This window comes from Collimonas humicola (genome assembly GCF_018304945.1).
Taxonomy (GTDB): Bacteria; Pseudomonadota; Gammaproteobacteria; order Burkholderiales; family Burkholderiaceae_D; genus Collimonas; species Collimonas humicola.
Window position 1 is genome coordinate 152565 of the sequence record NZ_JAGQEE010000002.1, and the last position, 17533, is coordinate 170097.

The 17533-nt window shown below is 60.9% G+C and carries 15 protein-coding genes; 9 read left to right on the forward strand and 6 right to left on the reverse strand.

Annotated elements, in window-relative coordinates; all coding sequences use genetic code 11:
• The first annotated feature begins 15 nt into the window (after window positions 1-15).
• A complete protein-coding gene (locus KHU30_RS09395) occupies window positions 16-918 on the forward strand; it encodes a LysR family transcriptional regulator (RefSeq protein WP_211442405.1) in 903 nt (300 codons plus the stop codon).
• Between the two features lie 12 nt (window positions 919-930).
• Here KHU30_RS09395 and KHU30_RS09400 read toward each other — a convergent pair whose 3' ends face one another.
• The gene (locus KHU30_RS09400) at window positions 931-1086 is read right to left on the reverse strand and encodes a DUF3096 domain-containing protein (RefSeq protein WP_098494411.1); all 156 of its coding nucleotides are present in this window, start codon (window positions 1084-1086) and stop codon (window positions 931-933) included.
• Window positions 1087-1223: 137 nt separating this feature from the next.
• On the opposite strand from KHU30_RS09400, the gene KHU30_RS09405 reads away from it, so the two are divergent.
• Complete coding sequence (locus tag KHU30_RS09405; protein WP_211442782.1) at window positions 1224-1529, forward strand: 2Fe-2S iron-sulfur cluster-binding protein; 306 nt, start codon at window positions 1224-1226, stop codon at window positions 1527-1529.
• A gap of 8 nt (window positions 1530-1537) precedes the next feature.
• Here the strand turns inward: KHU30_RS09405 and KHU30_RS09410 are convergent, their stop codons facing one another.
• The 3 genes from KHU30_RS09410 to KHU30_RS09420 all read right to left on the reverse strand — a co-directional run bounded on the left by KHU30_RS09410 (window position 1538) and on the right by KHU30_RS09420 (window position 3308).
• Window positions 1538-1954, reverse strand: a complete 417-nt coding sequence (locus KHU30_RS09410; RefSeq protein WP_211442406.1) for a tautomerase family protein — start codon at window positions 1952-1954, stop codon at window positions 1538-1540.
• Between the two features lie 70 nt (window positions 1955-2024).
• Entirely contained in the window at window positions 2025-2657 is a 633-nt protein-coding gene (locus tag KHU30_RS09415) for a cysteine hydrolase family protein (protein WP_211442407.1), read from the reverse strand.
• A 171-nt stretch (window positions 2658-2828) separates the two neighbouring features.
• Entirely contained in the window at window positions 2829-3308 is a 480-nt protein-coding gene (locus KHU30_RS09420; RefSeq protein WP_230411132.1) for an Lrp/AsnC family transcriptional regulator, read from the reverse strand.
• Between the two features lie 246 nt (window positions 3309-3554).
• On the opposite strand from KHU30_RS09420, the gene rocD reads away from it, so the two are divergent.
• From rocD to KHU30_RS09445, 5 genes are all read left to right on the forward strand, one after another.
• Entirely contained in the window at window positions 3555-4793 is a 1239-nt protein-coding gene (rocD, locus tag KHU30_RS09425) for an ornithine--oxo-acid transaminase (protein WP_211442408.1), read from the forward strand.
• Window positions 4790-5668 carry a dimethylarginine dimethylaminohydrolase family protein gene (locus KHU30_RS09430; RefSeq protein WP_211442409.1) on the forward strand — a complete coding sequence of 293 codons (879 nt, stop codon included), beginning with the start codon at window positions 4790-4792 and terminating at the stop codon, window positions 5666-5668. Before rocD ends, KHU30_RS09430 begins: the two co-directional genes overlap by 4 nt.
• 132 nt (window positions 5669-5800) lie before the next feature.
• Complete coding sequence (gene metH / locus KHU30_RS09435; protein ID WP_211442410.1) at window positions 5801-9562, forward strand: methionine synthase; 3762 nt, start codon at window positions 5801-5803, stop codon at window positions 9560-9562.
• Window positions 9563-9727: 165 nt separating this feature from the next.
• A complete protein-coding gene (locus tag KHU30_RS09440; RefSeq protein WP_211442411.1) occupies window positions 9728-10624 on the forward strand; it encodes an SGNH/GDSL hydrolase family protein in 897 nt (298 codons plus the stop codon).
• Window positions 10625-10713: 89 nt separating this feature from the next.
• Entirely contained in the window at window positions 10714-11454 is a 741-nt protein-coding gene (locus KHU30_RS09445; RefSeq protein WP_211442412.1) for a hypothetical protein, read from the forward strand.
• A gap of 89 nt (window positions 11455-11543) precedes the next feature.
• On the opposite strand, the gene KHU30_RS09450 is transcribed toward KHU30_RS09445, so the two are convergent.
• Together KHU30_RS09450 and KHU30_RS09455 are read right to left on the reverse strand one after the other, a co-directional pair.
• Window positions 11544-11687, reverse strand: a complete 144-nt coding sequence (locus KHU30_RS09450) for a hypothetical protein (protein WP_211442413.1) — start codon at window positions 11685-11687, stop codon at window positions 11544-11546.
• Between the two features lie 28 nt (window positions 11688-11715).
• Window positions 11716-13017, reverse strand: coding sequence for an NCS2 family permease (locus KHU30_RS09455; RefSeq protein WP_211442414.1), 1302 nt, complete (start codon window positions 13015-13017; stop codon window positions 11716-11718).
• A gap of 557 nt (window positions 13018-13574) precedes the next feature.
• Here KHU30_RS09455 and xdhA point away from each other — a divergent pair.
• Together xdhA and xdhB are read left to right on the forward strand one after the other, a co-directional pair.
• Complete coding sequence (gene xdhA, locus KHU30_RS09460; RefSeq protein WP_211442415.1) at window positions 13575-15140, forward strand: xanthine dehydrogenase small subunit; 1566 nt, start codon at window positions 13575-13577, stop codon at window positions 15138-15140.
• Window positions 15141-15168: 28 nt separating this feature from the next.
• Window positions 15169-17532, forward strand: a complete 2364-nt coding sequence (gene xdhB / locus KHU30_RS09465; protein WP_211442416.1) for a xanthine dehydrogenase molybdopterin binding subunit — start codon at window positions 15169-15171, stop codon at window positions 17530-17532.
• The last annotated feature ends 1 nt before the right edge of the window (window position 17533 follow it).

Sequence of the window (17533 nt, forward strand, 5' to 3'; positions counted from 1 at the left end):
CCTGGAGCATGGCGCATGGATCAACTGGCAGCGATGCGCGCTTTCCGGCGCGTGGTGGAAAACGGCAGCTTCACCGCTGCCGCCGCCGAACTCAACCAGTCGCACACCATCGTTTCGCGCCAGGTGCGGCAGCTGGAACTGGCGCTGGGCGCGCAGCTGCTGAACCGCACTACGCGCCGCTTTGCCTTGACCGAGGCCGGCCAGGACTACTATGAGCGCAGCCGCCACATACTGGATCAGATAGACGACGCCACCCAGGCAGTATCAGCCCATCAGTCCAGGCCGGCCGGCACCTTGCGCATCAACGCCCCGATGGCTTTCGGCACGCTGGAACTGGCGCAGTGGCTGCCGCAATTCATCAGCGCCAACCCGCAGCTGAAAATCGACCTGGTCTGCAACGACCGCCTGGTCGATATCATCGAAGAAGGCTTCGACGTCGCCTTGCGCCTGACCCGCGGCCTGCAAGATTCGACCTTGATCGCCAAGCGGCTGGCGACCTGCGAAATATTCCTGGTCGCAGCGCCGGCATATCTGCAGCAACACGGCAGGCCGCAACAGCCGGCCGATCTGGCGCGGCACAACTGCCTGACTTACACGCTGGCGCAGAAACCCAGCGAATACGAGTTCTACGCCGCCGACGGCAGCGAACATCCGGTGACCGTGCGCGGCAACCTGCAAGCCAACACCGGCATTGCCTTGCGCTCGGCGGCGCTGGCCGGGCTGGGCATCGCCGCCACCAGCTCCTTCATCGTGCATGAGGATCTGCGGCGCGGCGATCTGCAGCGGGTGCTGCCGGATTTCGAATTGAAGCCGCGCGACCTGTACGCCATCTATCCGCAAAACCGGCACCTGTCGCCAAAGGTCAGGGCCTTTGTCGACTTTGCCGTAGCCTGGTACGGTACGGCGCGCTGGGATTAAACCGTTGTTGTCTTAGTGAATACGGAAATGACCGGCGCCGAACAAACCGATCAGGCCGATGGCGATCAAATAAAAAGCCACGATATAGTTCAAGAGTTTAGGCGTGACCAGGATCAGGATGCCGGCGATCAGGGAAACGATAGGTACAAGCGAAAAATGTATATTCATGGGCAGTCTTTTTATGATGGAGGATGGCCGCTGCGAAGCGCCACGACAGGCGTCGGCTGTTGCCGCTGGCTGGAGATTCTACAAGATCGCCGCCGTCATGCGATGATTTTCCAGAGGGAATTGTGAGTAAAGAAAACATGTCGCCTGCCGGCGGCGAATTCAGCGTCCGGATTGAACCGAAGGGATGGTCCTTTCCCGCTCCTGGCGGCCTGTCGCTGCGCGAGGCGGCGCGCCAGTCGGGCATCGATTTGCCGAGTTCCTGCAGGAACGGCACATGCAGGACTTGCATGTGCCGCCTGCTCAGCGGACAGATACGCTACCAGATCGAATGGCCGGGCCTGAGCAGCGATGAAAAGAAAGACGGCTATATCTTGCCTTGCGTCGCCCGGCCGCAGTCGGACCTGGTGATCGAAGAACCGCGCGCCAGGCGCCTGCCCGGGTAAAGCACGCGTCAAGCCAGGGACGGACTTTGCAAGCGCGCCGCCACCGCCCGGTGCTGCTGCGTCAAGCCCCCGAAGCCGTAGGCCGCCGCTCGCACATCGTGCACATGGACATAGCTTTCATGATGCAGCTCACCCAGCAATACGCCCATCTCTTTGAAGACTGCATCGATATAACGCGCCTTTTCATTGGCGGTATTGGTTTCATCGGTGATGCGGATATCCAGGAAGAAGCTGGCTTTCCTTTGCGTCGCCAGCGAGGGGCCACCGACAAACCAGTGCGCCGGATCGACATGCGAAATGGCGATCGAGGTCAGCCCCGGATCCTTGTGCAGGATTTCTGCGGTCAGGCGCGATAGGGCGGCAGCGACCTTGGCAGAAACCGCGGTGTCGGGCGTGGTGGATAACAATACGGTAAGTATGGGCATGATGTGCTCTCAATGTCTGTGGGATAAAGAAAAACAATGCTTACTGCAACAAAGAACCGGCAATCCTTGTTTAGCCGACCAGTTCCAGGATTTCACTGGTGCTGCGGATTTCGGCAATGGCATCCGACATGCCGGTCAATACGGCGCGGTGCAGGTCCTTGTGATTGACCGTGCCGCCGTCCCAGGCGTCGATATCGCGGGTAGCGCTGGCATCGCTACCGATGATGACCTGATAGCCGTTGGCGACGCCGTCGAAGGCAGTCGCCGAGACGCAGTTATTGGTCATCAGGCCGCTCACGATCAGCGTCTTGACGCCGCGCGCCTGCAACTGCTGATGCAGATCGGTGCTGGCAAACGAGCTGGCGTAGGTTTTGCGGATGGTCACGTGGCGGGCAGCGCGCCGCACCTCGGGGTGGAATTCCGCCATCTCCGTGTTTTGCGTGAACAGAGGCCGCGCCGGCGAACTCCATTGCTGGATATGAAACACCGGCATGCCATGCTTGTCGGCCAGCGCGATCAGGCGGTTGGCATTGCGCACCACGGCCAGGCCGTCGGGAATCGGCAGCTTGCCGGTGAAATATTCATTCTGGATATCGATCACCACCAGCGCCGTCGTGGTTGGCTCAAGACGTGTGCTGGCGCTGGCGCCGGCGATGCTGCGGATGGTTGGGTTACGGCTCAGGTTGTTGGTCGAGGCATTCATGTGAGCTCCTGGTGGTGAAGCGGTGAGTAGGAGTACACAGCTTAAGACCGCGAACAACGATAGGACAGCAGGCAGGCGACACATGATTTGTGCCTTTTCAGCACAAATCAACGCCAAGCACATTGCCAATATGACACTGGACGCTTGGGAATGCTTAGGGCTTTTCCTTCTTCAATCTCCCAACGGCAAAGGACTGGACGGCTTGATCTCTTCCAGGCACACCATGGAACGCACCCCCGCCACGCCCGGCACCTGCATCAGCCTGTCCGTCAGGAAGGCCGAGAGTGATTTCAGGTCACTGGCGGCCACCTTGAGCAGATAGTCGAAATCCCCCGAAATCGTGTAGCACTCCAGGATTTCCGGAAACAGGCGGATCGCCTTTTCCAGCTTGCGCACCTGCTTGAACTGCTCGCGCGCGATGTTCAGGTTGACGAAAGCCACCACGCCAAGGCCGATCGCCGCCGGCTCCACCTGCGCCGCATAGCCGCGGATGATGCCGTCCTTCTCCAGCCGCTGGACGCGCCGGTAGCACTGCGGCGGCGACAAATTCACCTGCTCGGACAGTTCCACATTGGAGGCGCGGCCGTTGGCTTGCAGGGTGCGCAGCAGGATACGGTCGTAGCGATCCAGTTTTTCCACCTTATTTTCCATGCTTGTCTCCTTATATGCACGATTCGTGCATCTTGCATCGAATTCATGGGTCATTATGCACAAATATTTCCAGTGCTTGTGATTATCATGTAGCCAGATGCAGCACATCGCATTAAACCTATAAACGCAGCATTTTGCAGCTACCTCTAAGCGTCTCAGCGAGCGTCCGCCAGCGGACAACAAGTCAGCGGCCGGTCCGCCCTGGCCAGGCTAGGTTCTTAGAAGTGGCCTCACCAGGAGCCGACCATGAAGAACCATGCAATTACTCTCGAAGACCGATACTGCGCGCACAACTATGAACCGCTGCCGGTAGTGCTCAGCAGCGGCAAGGGCATCTGGCTGTGGGATCAGGACGGCAAGCGCTACATGGACATGATGTCGGCCTACTCCGCCGTCAGCTTCGGCCACAGCCACCCGACCCTGGTCGGCGCGCTGACCAAGCAGGCGACGCAGCTGGCGATCGTCTCGCGCGCTTTCTACAGCGACCAGCTCGGACCTTTCCTGCAGCTGCTGTGCGAAATGACCGGCATGCCTAAGGCCTTGCCGATGAACAGCGGCGCCGAAGCCGTTGAAACCGCAATCAAGGCCGCCCGCAAATGGGGTCACAAAGTCAAGGGCATTGCCGAAAACCGCGCTGAAATCATCGTTTGCCACGGCAATTTTTCCGGCCGCACCACAACCATCGTCGGCTTCTCGTCGGAAGCGCAATACCGTGACGGCTTCGGGCCGTTTTCCGGCGGCTTCCCCAGCGTGCCGTTCGGCGATGCCGCCGCCATAGAAGCCGCGATTACGCCGTGCACCGCAGCCTTCCTGCTGGAACCGATCCAGGGCGAAGCCGGCATCATCGTGCCGCCCGACGGCTACCTGGCGCAATGCCGCGAAATCTGCGACCGCCACAACGTGCTGCTGATCTGCGATGAAGTCCAGACCGGCCTCGGCCGCACCGGTCGCCTGCTGGCCAGCGACCACGACGGCGTCAAACCAGACGGCCTGATCCTGGGCAAAGCGCTCGGCGGCGGCTTACTGCCGGTGTCGGCCTTCCTGGCCCGTGAAGACCTGATGGCGGTATTTACACCCGGCGATCACGGCAGCACCTTCGGCGGCAACCCGCTGTCGGCAGCAGTGGGCCACGCTGCGCTGCGCCTGCTGCGCGAAGAAAAACTGGCTGACAACGCCCAGCGCATGGGCGAGCGCCTGCTGAGCGGCCTGCGGGCCATCCAGCATCCGGCGATCCGCCAGCTCCGCGGCAAAGGCCTGCTGATCGGCATGGATCTCGATCCGGGCTTCATCTCCGCCCGCGAATTCTGCGAGCGCCTGATGGAGCAAGGCATCTTGTCGAAAGACACGCACGACACCGTGGTGCGCTTTGCGCCGCCGCTGATCATTACGGCCAACGACATCGACGCCGCGCTGGAAGCCATCCGCCACACATTTACCACTCTCGATACACCCGCAACTCACCTGACCGAAAGGAGCTACGCATGACCAACCACCTGCTGGACCATACCGCGGAAGACACATTCTTGATGTGCGCTCCGGATCATTTTGAAGTGTCTTATGTCATTAATCCGTGGATGGCTGGCAATATTGCGCATGGCAACCGTAGCGTCGCCATGCAGCAGTGGCTGGCATTGGTAGAGGCTATCGGCCAGGTCGCCAAGATCAAGATGATGCCGGCCATGCCGGGCGTGCCTGACCTGGTGTTCACGGCCAATGCCGGCGTGGTGCTGGGCAACAAGGTGGTGTTGTCGCGTTTCCGTCACGTTGAACGACAGGCAGAAGAAGTCTATTTCGACGCCGCCTTCACCGCGCACGGCTTTGAGGTGCTGACCCTGCCGCCGGAACTGCCTTTCGAAGGCGCCGGCGACGCCCTGATGGACCGCAGTGAAAGCCTGCTGTGGTTTGGCCACGGCCACCGTTCGGATATCGCCTGCGCTACCCGCCTGTCGGAATTGCTGGAGATCGAAGTGCAGCCGCTGAAACTGGTGGATGCCCGCTTCTATCACCTGGACACCTGCTTCTGCCCGCTGGCCGGAGGCTATGTGATGTATTTCCCGGAAGCATTCGATGCCGCTTCGCAAGCAGCAATCACCGCCCGCGTTCCGGCCGACAAACGCATCGTCGTCAGCAGCGAAGATGCCCTGCATTTTGCTTGCAATACCGTCAATTCCGGCCGTCACATCTTCCTGAACCAGGCTTCGGACGCCTTGGTGGCGCAGTTGCAGGCGCACGGCTTTGTTGTGCATCAGACAGCATTGACTGAATTCCTGAAAGCTGGCGGCGCGGCGAAATGCCTGACCCTGAAGCTGAATGAACCACATCACGGTGCGACGCAGGCAGCCCGTCAGGAAGCTGCTTAAGCATCAGCAGTATCAGCTATTGGATATACGCAAGCCATTGATTTAACGTATAATTTCTGGTATTGCCATTGCAAATAACCCGGCGCTTTCGGCGACCGGGTTTTTTGCGTCCTTACTGATTAGAGTACGCTAATGACGCCTCCAGCAACACGCCCCGCCGTATCCACCGAAACCCGTCTGCGCGAGTTGCTGGCGCAGCGCATCCTGATCCTGGACGGCGCCATGGGCACCATGATCCAGCAGTACAAGCTGACGGAAGAAGATTACCGCGGCGGTCCCAACGGCCGCTTCATCGGTTTCACCGGTCCTGGGCGCGAGCTGTTCGTCAAAGGCAATAACGAGCTGCTGTCGCTGACCCAGCCGCACATCATCAGCGCCATCCACGAAGAATACCTGGCGGCCGGCGCCGATCTGATCGAAAGCAATACCTTCGGCGCCACCACCGTGGCGCAGGACGATTACCATATGGCGCACCTGGCCTACGAGATGAACGTCGCCTCGGCCCGGCTGGCGCGCGCCGCCTGCGACAAATATTCGACGCCGGAGAAGCCGCGCTTCGTCGCCGGCGCGCTCGGCCCGACGCCTAAAACCGCGTCGATCTCGCCCGACGTCAACGATCCGGCGGCGCGCAACGTCACCTTTGACCAGCTGGTCGCCTCCTACCTGGGACAAACTCGCGGCCTGGTGGAAGGCGGCGCCGATGTGCTGCTGGTGGAAACCATTTTCGACACCTTGAACTGCAAGGCGGCGCTGTTCGCCATCGATACCTTCTTTGAAGAGTCGGGCCTGCGTCTGCCGATCATGATTTCCGGCACCGTCACCGATGCTTCCGGCCGCATCCTGTCGGGCCAGACCGTACCCGCATTCTGGAACTCGATCCGCCACGCCAAGCCGCTCACGGTCGGCCTCAACTGTGCGCTGGGCGCTGCGCTGATGCGCCCCTATGCGGAAGAACTGTCGAAGATCGCCGATACCTTTGTCTGCATCTATCCGAACGCCGGCCTGCCCAATCCGATGAGCGACACCGGTTTCGACGAGACTCCGGACGTGACCTCCTCGCTGCTGAAGGACTTCGCCGAAAGCGGCTTCGTCAATATCGCCGGCGGCTGCTGCGGCACCACGCCGCCGCACATCAAGGCGATTGCCGATACCGTGGCCAAGATCCCGCCGCGCGCCGTGCCGGAAACCACCCACGAAATGCGGCTGTCGGGACTGGAGCCGTTCACCATCGACGACAGCTCGCTGTTCGTCAACGTCGGCGAACGCACCAACGTCACCGGTTCCAAGGCGTTTGCGCGGCTGATCCTCAACGAGCAGTACGATGAAGCGCTGGCGGTAGCCCGCCAGCAGGTGGAAAACGGCGCCCAGGTGATCGACATCAACATGGACGAGGCGATGCTGGATTCAATCGCCGCCATGCAGCGCTTCCTCAACCTGATAGCTTCCGAGCCGGATATCGCGCGCGTGCCGATCATGATCGATTCGTCCAAGTGGACGGTGATCGAAGCCGGCCTCAAATGCGTGCAGGGCAAGGCCGTCGTCAACTCGATCTCGATGAAAGAAGGCGAGCCGGAATTCCTGCGCCAAGCCAAGCTGTGCCGACGCTACGGCGCCGCCGTGATCGTCATGGCCTTCGATGAAAAGGGCCAGGCTGACACTTTCGAACGCAAAATCGAAATCTGCGAGCGCGCTTACCGGTTGCTGGTGGACCAGATCGGTTTTCCGCCGGAAGACATCATTTTCGATCCGAACATTTTCGCGATTGCCACCGGCATCGAAGAACACAACAACTACGCCGTCGATTTCATCAACGCCACCCGCTGGATCCGCGAGAACCTGCCGCATGCCAAGATCAGCGGCGGCGTCTCCAACGTCAGCTTCAGCTTCCGCGGCAACGATCCGGCGCGCGAAGCAATCCACACCGTGTTCCTGTACCACGCCATCAGGGCCGGCATGACCATGGGCATCGTCAACGCCGGCATGATGGGCGTCTACGACAACCTGCCGGCCGAGTTGCGCGAACGGGTCGAAGACGTTGTCCTCAATCGCCGTGAAGACGCGACCGAACGCATGATCGAAATCGCCTCCACCCTGAAGGCTGGCGACAAGAAGGAAGAAGCAACGCTGGAATGGCGCAGCGGCACCGTGCAGCAGCGGCTGGCGCATGCGCTGGTGCAAGGCATCACGCAGTGGATCGTCGAAGACACGGAAGAAGCGCGCCAGGAACTGTTGGGCAACGGAGGCCGGCCTATCCACGTGATCGAAGGCCCGCTGATGGACGGCATGAACATCGTCGGCGACCTGTTCGGCCAGGGCAAGATGTTCCTGCCGCAGGTGGTCAAGTCGGCGCGCGTGATGAAGCAGGCGGTGGCGCATCTGATTCCCTACATCGAAGAAGAAAAGCGGCTGCACGAAGAACTGACCGGCATCGCCGCCAAACCCAAGGGCAAGATCGTGATCGCCACGGTCAAGGGCGACGTCCACGATATCGGCAAAAACATCGTCTCGGTGGTCCTGCAATGCAATAACTTTGAAGTGGTCAACATGGGCGTGATGGTGCCGTGCTCGGAAATCCTGGCGATGGCCAAGGCCGAGCATGCCGACATCATCGGCCTGAGCGGCCTGATCACGCCGTCGCTGGAAGAAATGGCGCACGTCGCCAAGGAAATGCAGCGCGATCCTTATTTCCGCAGCGTCAAGATGCCCTTGCTGATCGGCGGCGCCACCACCAGCCGCGCCCATACCGCGGTCAAGATCGCACCCAACTACGAAGGTCCGGTGGTCTACGTGCCGGACGCGTCGCGCTCGGTCTCGGTGGCGCAATCGCTGCTGACGCCGGAACAGCGCGACCAGTACATCGAGGAAATCGCGGTCGATTACGAACGCATCCGCGAGCAGCACGCCAACAAAAAGGCAGTGCCGCTATTGTCTCTGGCGGCAGCGCGCGAGAATCGCACCAAGCTCGAATTTGCACCGGTCAAACCCAAGTTCATCGGCCGCCGCGTTTTCAAGAACGTCGATCTCGGCACGCTGGCGCGCTATATCGACTGGGGTCCTTTCTTCCAGACCTGGGACCTGGCCGGCCCGTATCCTGCAATCCTGACCGATGAAGTGGTCGGCGCAGCGGCCAGCAAGGTGTTTGAAGAAGGCCAGGCCCTGCTGCAAAAGCTGATCGCCGGCCGCTGGCTGACTGCCAATGGCGTCATCGCCCTGATGCCGGCCAATACCGTCAACGACGACGACATCGAAATCTATACCGACGACACCCGCGAAAAAGTCGCGTTCACCTACTACGGCGTGCGCCAGCAGACCGTCAAGCCGGTGATTGACGGCGTCGCCCGGCCGAACCAGTGCCTGTCCGACTTCATCGCGCCGAAATCGTCCGGCATCGCCGACTATATCGGCTTGTTCGCCGTCACCAGCGGCATCGGCATCGAGAAGCACGAAAAACGCTTTGAAGATGCGCATGACGATTACTCGTCGATCATGCTGAAATCGCTGGCCGACCGCCTGGCGGAAGCCTTTGCCGAATACATGCATGAGCGGGTGCGCAAGGATCTGTGGGGCTATGCGCCGGACGAGGAATTGTCGAACGAAGCCCTGATCAAGGAAAAATACAGTGGCATCCGCCCTGCTCCCGGCTATCCGGCCTGTCCGGAACATACGGTCAAGGCCGACATGTTCCAGCTGCTGCAATGCGATGAAATCGGCATGCAGGTGACCGAATCGTTCGCCATGTTCCCGGGCGCGGCGGTGTCCGGTTTCTACTTCGCCCATCCCGATTCCAAGTATTTCGTCGTCGGCAAGATCGGCGACGACCAGGTCAGCGACATGGCGTCCCGGCGCGACGTCAACAAGGAAGATATCGAGCGCTGGCTGGCGCCGAATCTGTAAAAGCAAAAGATAAAAAACAAAAAATAAAAGGGGGCGTCGGAGTGTCGCATGGTCGACGCTCCCTTTTTTTATCTGCGAAGCTGAATTTGTATTGCAATGGAAGAACTCAACGCGCCAGGCAATGTCCAACGGTTGCATATTCTAATTGCAGATGAGGAGCTTGGCATGCGTCAAAGCCTGGTGTTGAAGCAGCAACTGCAGGAATCCATCAAGTCTGAAATCGCCCAGCGCGCGCAGCAGCATCGCGCGAAAATGGCCATCCTGCGCAACCGCGACGTACATCTCAGGGCCAATGGCGGCGCAGTGCCGCCCAAGCCGCTGCTGTTGCTGGCCCATGGCGATTCGTGGTTCGACTATCCCCTCAACGGCAATGCGCTGGCATTGCACAGCACCGACATCATCGCCCAGCTGGAGAACATGGGCGCGGTCCATCCGGTCATCATGAATCTTTCGCACTACGGCGATTCCAGCTCGGATGAAATGGCCTTGCCAAAACAGCAGCGTTTGATCGCCTGCCTGCAGGATGCCACCAACTGGGTCAACGGCAAGCCCGACGCCATCTTGTTTTCCGGCGGCGGCAACGACATTGCCGGCGACAAGTTCTGCATTTTCCTGGATGACGCCGGCGCCGGCGGCAGCGGCCTTGACCGGCAGCGTTTCCCCAGGCTGCTGGCCATGATCGAAGCATCCTATCTCGATCTGTTTGCATTGCGCGACAAGTACGCGCCGGGCGTACCGATTTTCGGCCACTGCTATGATTTTGCCATCCCCAACGGCAGCCATCCGGCGTGCGCCGGTCCCTGGTTGCTGCCATCGCTGGCCTTCGCCGGCTGGACTGCCGACCAGGGCGGCGCGATTGTACAGCAGGCGCTGATCGCCTTCGCCGCCACCTTGCGCGCACTGGCGGCGGCGCCCGCCAACAATTTCATCCTGATCGAAACCCAGGGCACGCTGGCCAGCACTGACTGGGCCAACGAACTGCACCCCTATCCGGCCGGCTTCAAGAAACTCGCCGCCCGCTTTGTCGGCGCGCTGGGGCAGCGTTTTTCCGGACATATTTAAGCAGCCGGCGGACTGCAGCAAATCCGCCAATCATCCCAACCGTCGGCTAGCGCAGGCAAGCCCGATCTTATCCCTGAGGAATCCGCTCCATGCCTTCACTCCGCTTTGGTAAACACCCGCCGAAACATGACTACCGCACGCTGCGCCTGAAGAACTACCTGGGTGCCGAACTGGCGCCGCCGCCAGCCTCCTACGACGTGCTGGCGCGTGTCTATCAGAAATTGAGCGCAAGCGACCCGACGCAATTGTTTCCCATGGACGGCAACGATACGCTGGGGGACTGCACCATCGCCGCCCTGGCCCACGCAATCACGACCTACAACGGCCTGGTCGGTACGCAGAAAATCCCCGCCAAACAAGCGGTAGTGAAGCTTTACATGCACCTGACCGGCGGCGTCGACTCCGGACTGAGCGAGCTCGAGGTGCTGAATTACTGGCGCAAGACTGCTTTTGCCGGTGAGAAGATCTACGCCTACACCAGTATCGACGTCAAGAACCGCACCCACATCCAGCAGGCGATTCAATTGTTCGGCGGTGTCTATCTGGGTTTCCAGGTGCAGGAAAACTGCCTGCAGGAATTCGAGGCACGCCAGCCGTGGATACCGGGCAAGCTGACCAACGATGGCCACGCAGTGTATGCGGTGGCGTATGACGCTGCCGGCGTCACGGTCCTGACCTGGGGCAATGTGCAGAAGGCGACCTGGGAGTGGTGGGATGCCTGCGTCGACGAGGCCTACGCCATCCTGCCGGCCGAAGCCAGTATTGCCGATTTTGCGCCTGGCTTCGATTTTGCCCAGTTGCAGGCTGATCTGGCGAATGTGGCGAATTAGCGCTTGCCGCTCCGGCACAAATCGGCCGGCGTAAAAAAGCCCCGTCGACGACGGGGCTTGCAGGCGCGGAATGCGGCCGACATCAACGGTCAGTTATGCGCCCTGACCTGCGGGCATTGTTCGCCCTTGGTGAAGCACGGCGTGATCCAGGCGCATCCTTGCAGTAGGAAAAACATGATGCCTACGACGCTCGCCTTGCCTATTGCGGCGCTTTTCCAGTTTTCTGGTTTCATCCAATAGTTTCTCTTCACAAACAACCGATCAATCGCCACCGAGGTGGATGAACTTGTACAGGAAAATCGCCGCGATGATCCAGACCATTGCCGGCACCTGTTTGGCGCGTCCGGTGAACAGCTTCAGCGCCGCATAGGCGATGAAACCGAAGGCGATGCCGTTGGCGATGGAATAGGTGAACGGGATCATCAGCACAGTAATGACAGCCGGCACGCTTTCGGTGGAATCTTCCCAGTTCAGGTGCACCAGTTCGCGCAGCATCAGTCCGGCCACATAGAACAAGGCTGGCGCGGTGGCGTAGGCCGGCACGGCGCCGGCCAGCGGCGAGATGAACAAGGCGGCCAGGAACAAGACGCCGACCGCCAGCGAAGTCAGGCCGGTACGGCCGCCTGCCTGTACCCCCGCAGCGCTTTCGACATAGGCGGTGGTGCTGGAGGTGCCGAGGAAAGTGCCGGCCACGATCGCTGTGCTGTCCGCCAGCAAGGCCTTGTTCAGCCGTGCCATCTTGCCGTTGACCAGCAGGCCGGCGCGGTTGGCGATGCCCATCATAGTGCCGGTGGCGTCGAACATTTCCACCAGGAAGAACACCAGCACGATATTCAGTATCCCCATCGACAAGGCGCCCATGATGTCGAGCTTGAACAAGGTCGGCTCTATCGATGGCGGCATGGACACCACGCCGTTGAACGTATTGCCGCCCACCACGAAGCTCAGCACGGTGACGGCCAGGATGCCGATCAGGATCGCGCCCTTGACCTTGAGATGGTCCAGCACCACGATCAGCAGGAAACCGAGGATGGACAGGATCACCGGAATCTGGTGCAGATCGCCGATCTGCACGAAGGTAGCCGGATTGGCGACCACCAGGCCGGAACTCTTGAGTGCGATAAAGCCGAGGAACATGCCGATGCCGGCAGTGATGGCAATCCGTATGGTGGGCGGTATGCCGTTGACGATCAGGCCGCGGATGCCGACCAGGCTGACGATGATGAACAGGCAACCGGAGATGAAGACCGCCCCCAGCGCCACTTCCCAGGATACGCCCATGCCTTTCACCACCGCGTAGGCGAAGTAGGCATTGAGCCCCATGCCGGGCGCCAGCGCGATCGGATAGTTGGCGTACAGCGCCATGATCAGTGTGCCGATCGCGGCCGCCACGCAGGTGGCGACAAACACCGAGCCCTTCGGCATGCCGGCGTCGCCCAGGATCGCCGGGTTGACGAAGATGATGTAAGCCATCGTCAGGAAAGTGGTCAGGCCGGCGATCAGTTCGGTGCGGACGTCGGTGCCGTTTTCTTTCAGCTTGAAGAAATTTTCGAGAAACTGCATTCTGGTGTCTCCTTGATTATTGAGCAGAGACGGCAGCGGCCCGGCCGGACTGTGTCTGTATATATAGTTGGTTTCCGCGCTGCCATTCTGCGCGGCGGCTGGCAGGATTCCGGCAAACTGGTGGGGTACTGAATGGGGTCACAAATATGCTCCAGGGTAAATATCAATTATTCCAGCGTGATGATAACCGCTCTCAGCGCCCGTTAGAACCCTGCCGCAACGCTAAATACATCCCCTCTTGGTCCGGATTGCACGCCGCTTTCAGGAATGGCAGCCATGCTGCAACCCGCATGCATTATCAAAGAAACCACAGAATCGAGGCGCCGCCCCGTAAACGCCCCCTTTATTTGCTAACTGGAATTAGATATGCGATCTCTATTCCATTCTGAAGATAATTGATATGAGCCCTTTCGCTATATGGAGCACCGGCGCAAATGCTAATCTGAGCTCATAATTAATAGGCCGTTGCAAAGTCAGCCTAGCCCTACGTAGTCCCTGCACCGCAGCCAGGCAATACGATCAGATAGGCAGCATTTTGCAACAGTCGCCAAACCAGAATGGAGATCGTCTTGTCTACGTCCGCATCTAATTCCTCGGCCGATAGCGTCATCCGCTTCTACTATCGTGGCGAAGTCCATACGGTGGATCAGGCTGCGCCTACCCGCACCATCCTTCAGCACCTGCGCGAAGACCTGCATTGCACCGGCAGCAAGGAAGGCTGCGCCGAGGGCGACTGCGGCGCCTGCACCGTGGTCATCGGCGAGCAGACTGCGGACGGCGTCACGCTGAAATCGGTCAATTCCTGCATCCAGTTCCTGCCGACGCTGGACGGTAAAGCTTTGTATACCGTCGAAGACTTGAAACAGAACGATGGCGCCCTGCATCCGGTGCAGCAGGCAATGGTGGAATGCCACGGCTCGCAATGCGGCTTCTGCACGCCGGGCTTCGTGATGTCGCTGTGGGACCTGTACCTGAAGAATGACGGCAGCCAGGCGCCTGCCTGCGGCTCGGCCAAGGGCGCATGCCAGCCGCAACAACAGCAGCAGCAAGCGCAACCCCTGCTGCGTAAAGACATCGACATCGCCTTGTCAGGCAACCTGTGCCGCTGCACCGGCTACCGGCCCATCATCGACGCTGCCCACCGCATGGGCGAACTGCCGGCGGTCGGCTTCGACCGCCAGGCGCTGCAACATGCGCTGCAACCCTTGCAGCGCGACGACATGTTCGTCTATCGCAACGGCAGCCAGACTTTCTACGCGCCGCGCACGCTGGCGCAACTGGTCGAAGTGCGCGCCGCGCTGCCGGCCGCGCGCATCCTGGCCGGCTCGACCGACGTCGGCCTGTGGGTCACCAAGCAGATGCGCGACCTGGGCGACATCATTTATCTCGGCCAGGTGGCCGAACTGAACAGCCTCAGCGTCAACCAGCAGCAGATCGAGATCGGCGCCGGCGTCACCCTGAACGATGCCTACACCGAAATCTGCAAGCACTATCCTGAGCTGTCCGAGATGTGGCAACGCTTTGCCTCGCTGCCGATCCGCAATGCCGGCACCCTGGGCGGCAACGTCGCCAACGGCTCGCCGATCGGCGATTCGCCGCCGTGGCTGATCGCGCTTGGCGCCCAGGTCGTGCTGCGCGGCCCGAACGGACAACGCGTGATGCCGCTGGAAGCGCTGTACCTGGACTACATGAAAAAAGACATGCAGGCCGATGAATTCGTCGAAAGCGTGCGGATTCCATTGCCGCATGCCGGCCAGCGCTTCCGTACCTACAAGCTGGCGAAACGCTTCGACCAGGATATTTCCGCCGTCTGTGCCGCATTTTCCGTGACGCTGGATGGCGACAAGATCAGCGATATCCGGATTGCCTTCGGCGGCATGGCGGCCACGCCGAAACGCGCGGCGCTCACTGAAGCCGCCCTGCGCGGCCAGGTCTGGAGCGAAGCAGTGATGGAAGCCGCGGTGGCGTTGATGTCGGATGACTACAAGCCGCTGTCGGACATGCGCGCTTCCAGCGAGTACCGCATGAAGACCTCGCAAAACCTGCTGCGTCGGTTCTGGCTGGAAACCCGTATCGAAGCCCCGTTGCGTACCGACCAGGTCAATCCTTTCGTGTGCGCCTAAGCCGCGACGAAGATAAAGAGTAGACGTCATGAACAAGCAAACTGAAGTTTTTATGCAAGCCAAGCCGCAACAGCACTCCGCAGCCTGGGCGGAAGTCGGCCAATCGCGTCCGCACGAATCGGCGGTGCTGCATGTGCTGGGCGAAGCAACCTATACCGACGACATCCCGGAAGCGCAAGGCACGCTGCATGCCGCGCTCGGCATGTCGCAAAAGGCCCACGCCCGCATCCGTTCGATCAATCTTGACGCCGTGCGCAGCGCGCCAGGCGTGGTCACGGTCCTCACTGCCGCCGATATTCCCGGGACCAACGATTGCGGTCCCATCATCCACGACGATCCGATCCTGTCGGAAGGCCTGGTCGAATATGTCGGCCAGCCGATCTTCGTCGTCATCGCCGACAGCCATGACAATGCGCGGCGCGCGGTGCGCAAGGTCGTCATCGATTACGAAGAGCTGCCAGCCATCCTGACGCCGCAGGCCGCGCACGCGGCGAAATCGTACGTGCTGCCGCCGATGCGGCTCACGCGCGGCGATGCGCAACGGGCGTTTGAAACAGCGCCCAACCGCGTCAGCGGCCAGCTGTATGTCGGCGGCCAGGAGCAGTTTTACCTGGAAGGCCAGATTTCCTACGCCATCCCGAAAGAACAGAACGGCATGCTGGTGCTGTGCTCGACCCAGCACCCGACCGAAATGCAGCACGTGGTGGCGCATGCGCTGGGCGTCCACTCGCACAATATCGTGGTCGAATGCCGGCGCATGGGCGGCGGCTTCGGCGGCAAGGAATCGCAATCGGCCTTGTGGGCCGCGGCAGCGGCAATCGGCGCCGCCAAGCTGAAGCGTCCGGTCAAGCTGCGCGCCGACCGCGACGACGACATGATGGTGACCGGCAAGCGCCACTGCTTCCACTATGACTATGAAGTCGGCTACGACGACGCCGGCCGCATCGTCGCCGCCCGCGTCGAGATGGTCAGCCGCGCCGGCTTCTCGGCCGACTTGTCGGCGCCGGTGGCTACCCGCGCCGTCTGCCACTTCGACAACACCTATTACCTGTCCGACGTCGACATCAAGGCAATGTGCGGCAAGACCAATACCCAGTCGAATACCGCTTTCCGCGGCTTCGGCGGCCCGCAGGGCGCGATTGCGATCGAATACATCGTCGATGAAATCGCCCGCAACCTGGGACGCGACGCGCTGGACATCCGCAAGCTGAATTTCTACGGCCGCAACGACGAAGAGGGCCGCAATGTCACGCAGTACGGCCAGAAGGTCGTCGACAATGTGATCCATGAGCTGGTCGCCGAACTGGAAGCGAGCAGCGAATACCGCCGGCGGCGCGCCGCGGTCGAAGCGTTCAACGCCAGCAGCCCGGTACTGAAAAAAGGTTTGGCGCTGACGCCGGTCAAGTTCGGCATCGCCTTCAACGTCACCCACTTCAACCAGGCCGGCGCGCTGGTCCATGTGTACACCGACGGTTCGGTGCTGGTGAACCACGGCGGCACCGAAATGGGCCAGGGCATCAACACCAAGGTGGCGCAGGTGGTGGCGCACGAACTCGGGATTCCGCTGGAACTGGTGCGCGTCACCGCCACCGACACCAGCAAGGTGGCCAATACCTCGGCCACCGCGGCCTCCACCGGCGCCGACCTGAACGGCAAGGCGGCGCAGAATGCGGCGCATACGATTCGCCAGCGCCTGGCGGAATTCTTCGCCAAATTGCACAACGGCGACGCCAAGGAAGTTACATTCTCCGCCGGCGCGGTGCATCTGGGCGAGCACAGCCTGGCCTTCGGCGAACTGGCGCAAAAGGCTTACCTGTCACGGGTGCAATTGTGGTCCGACGGCTTCTACGCCACGCCGGGCTTGCACTGGGATCCGAAAACCATGACCGGCCGGCCGTTCTCCTATTACGCTTACGGCGCTTCGGTGTCGGAAGTGGTGGTCGACACCTTTACCGGCGAATGGAAATTGCTGCGCGCCGATGCGCTCTACGATGCCGGCCAGTCGCTCAATCCCGCAATTGACATCGGCCAGGTCGAAGGCGCCTTCATCCAGGGCATGGGCTGGCTCACCACCGAAGAACTGTGGTGGAACAAGGACGGCAAGCTGATGACGCATGCGCCGTCGACTTACAAGATCCCGGCCATCTCGGATTGCCCGCAGGATTTCCGCGTCAAGCTGTTCAAGAACCGCAACGTCGAAGACAGCATCCACCGCTCCAAGGCGGTTGGCGAACCGCCGCTGCTGCTGCCGTTCTCGGTCTTTTTCGCGATCCGCGATGCCGTCGCCAGCGTCGGCGGCAACCGTTTCAATCCGCCATTGAATGCGCCGGCCACCAGCGAAGCGATCCTTAAATCGGTCGATGCGGTCCGCGCCATGGCGCGCGCGGCCTGAT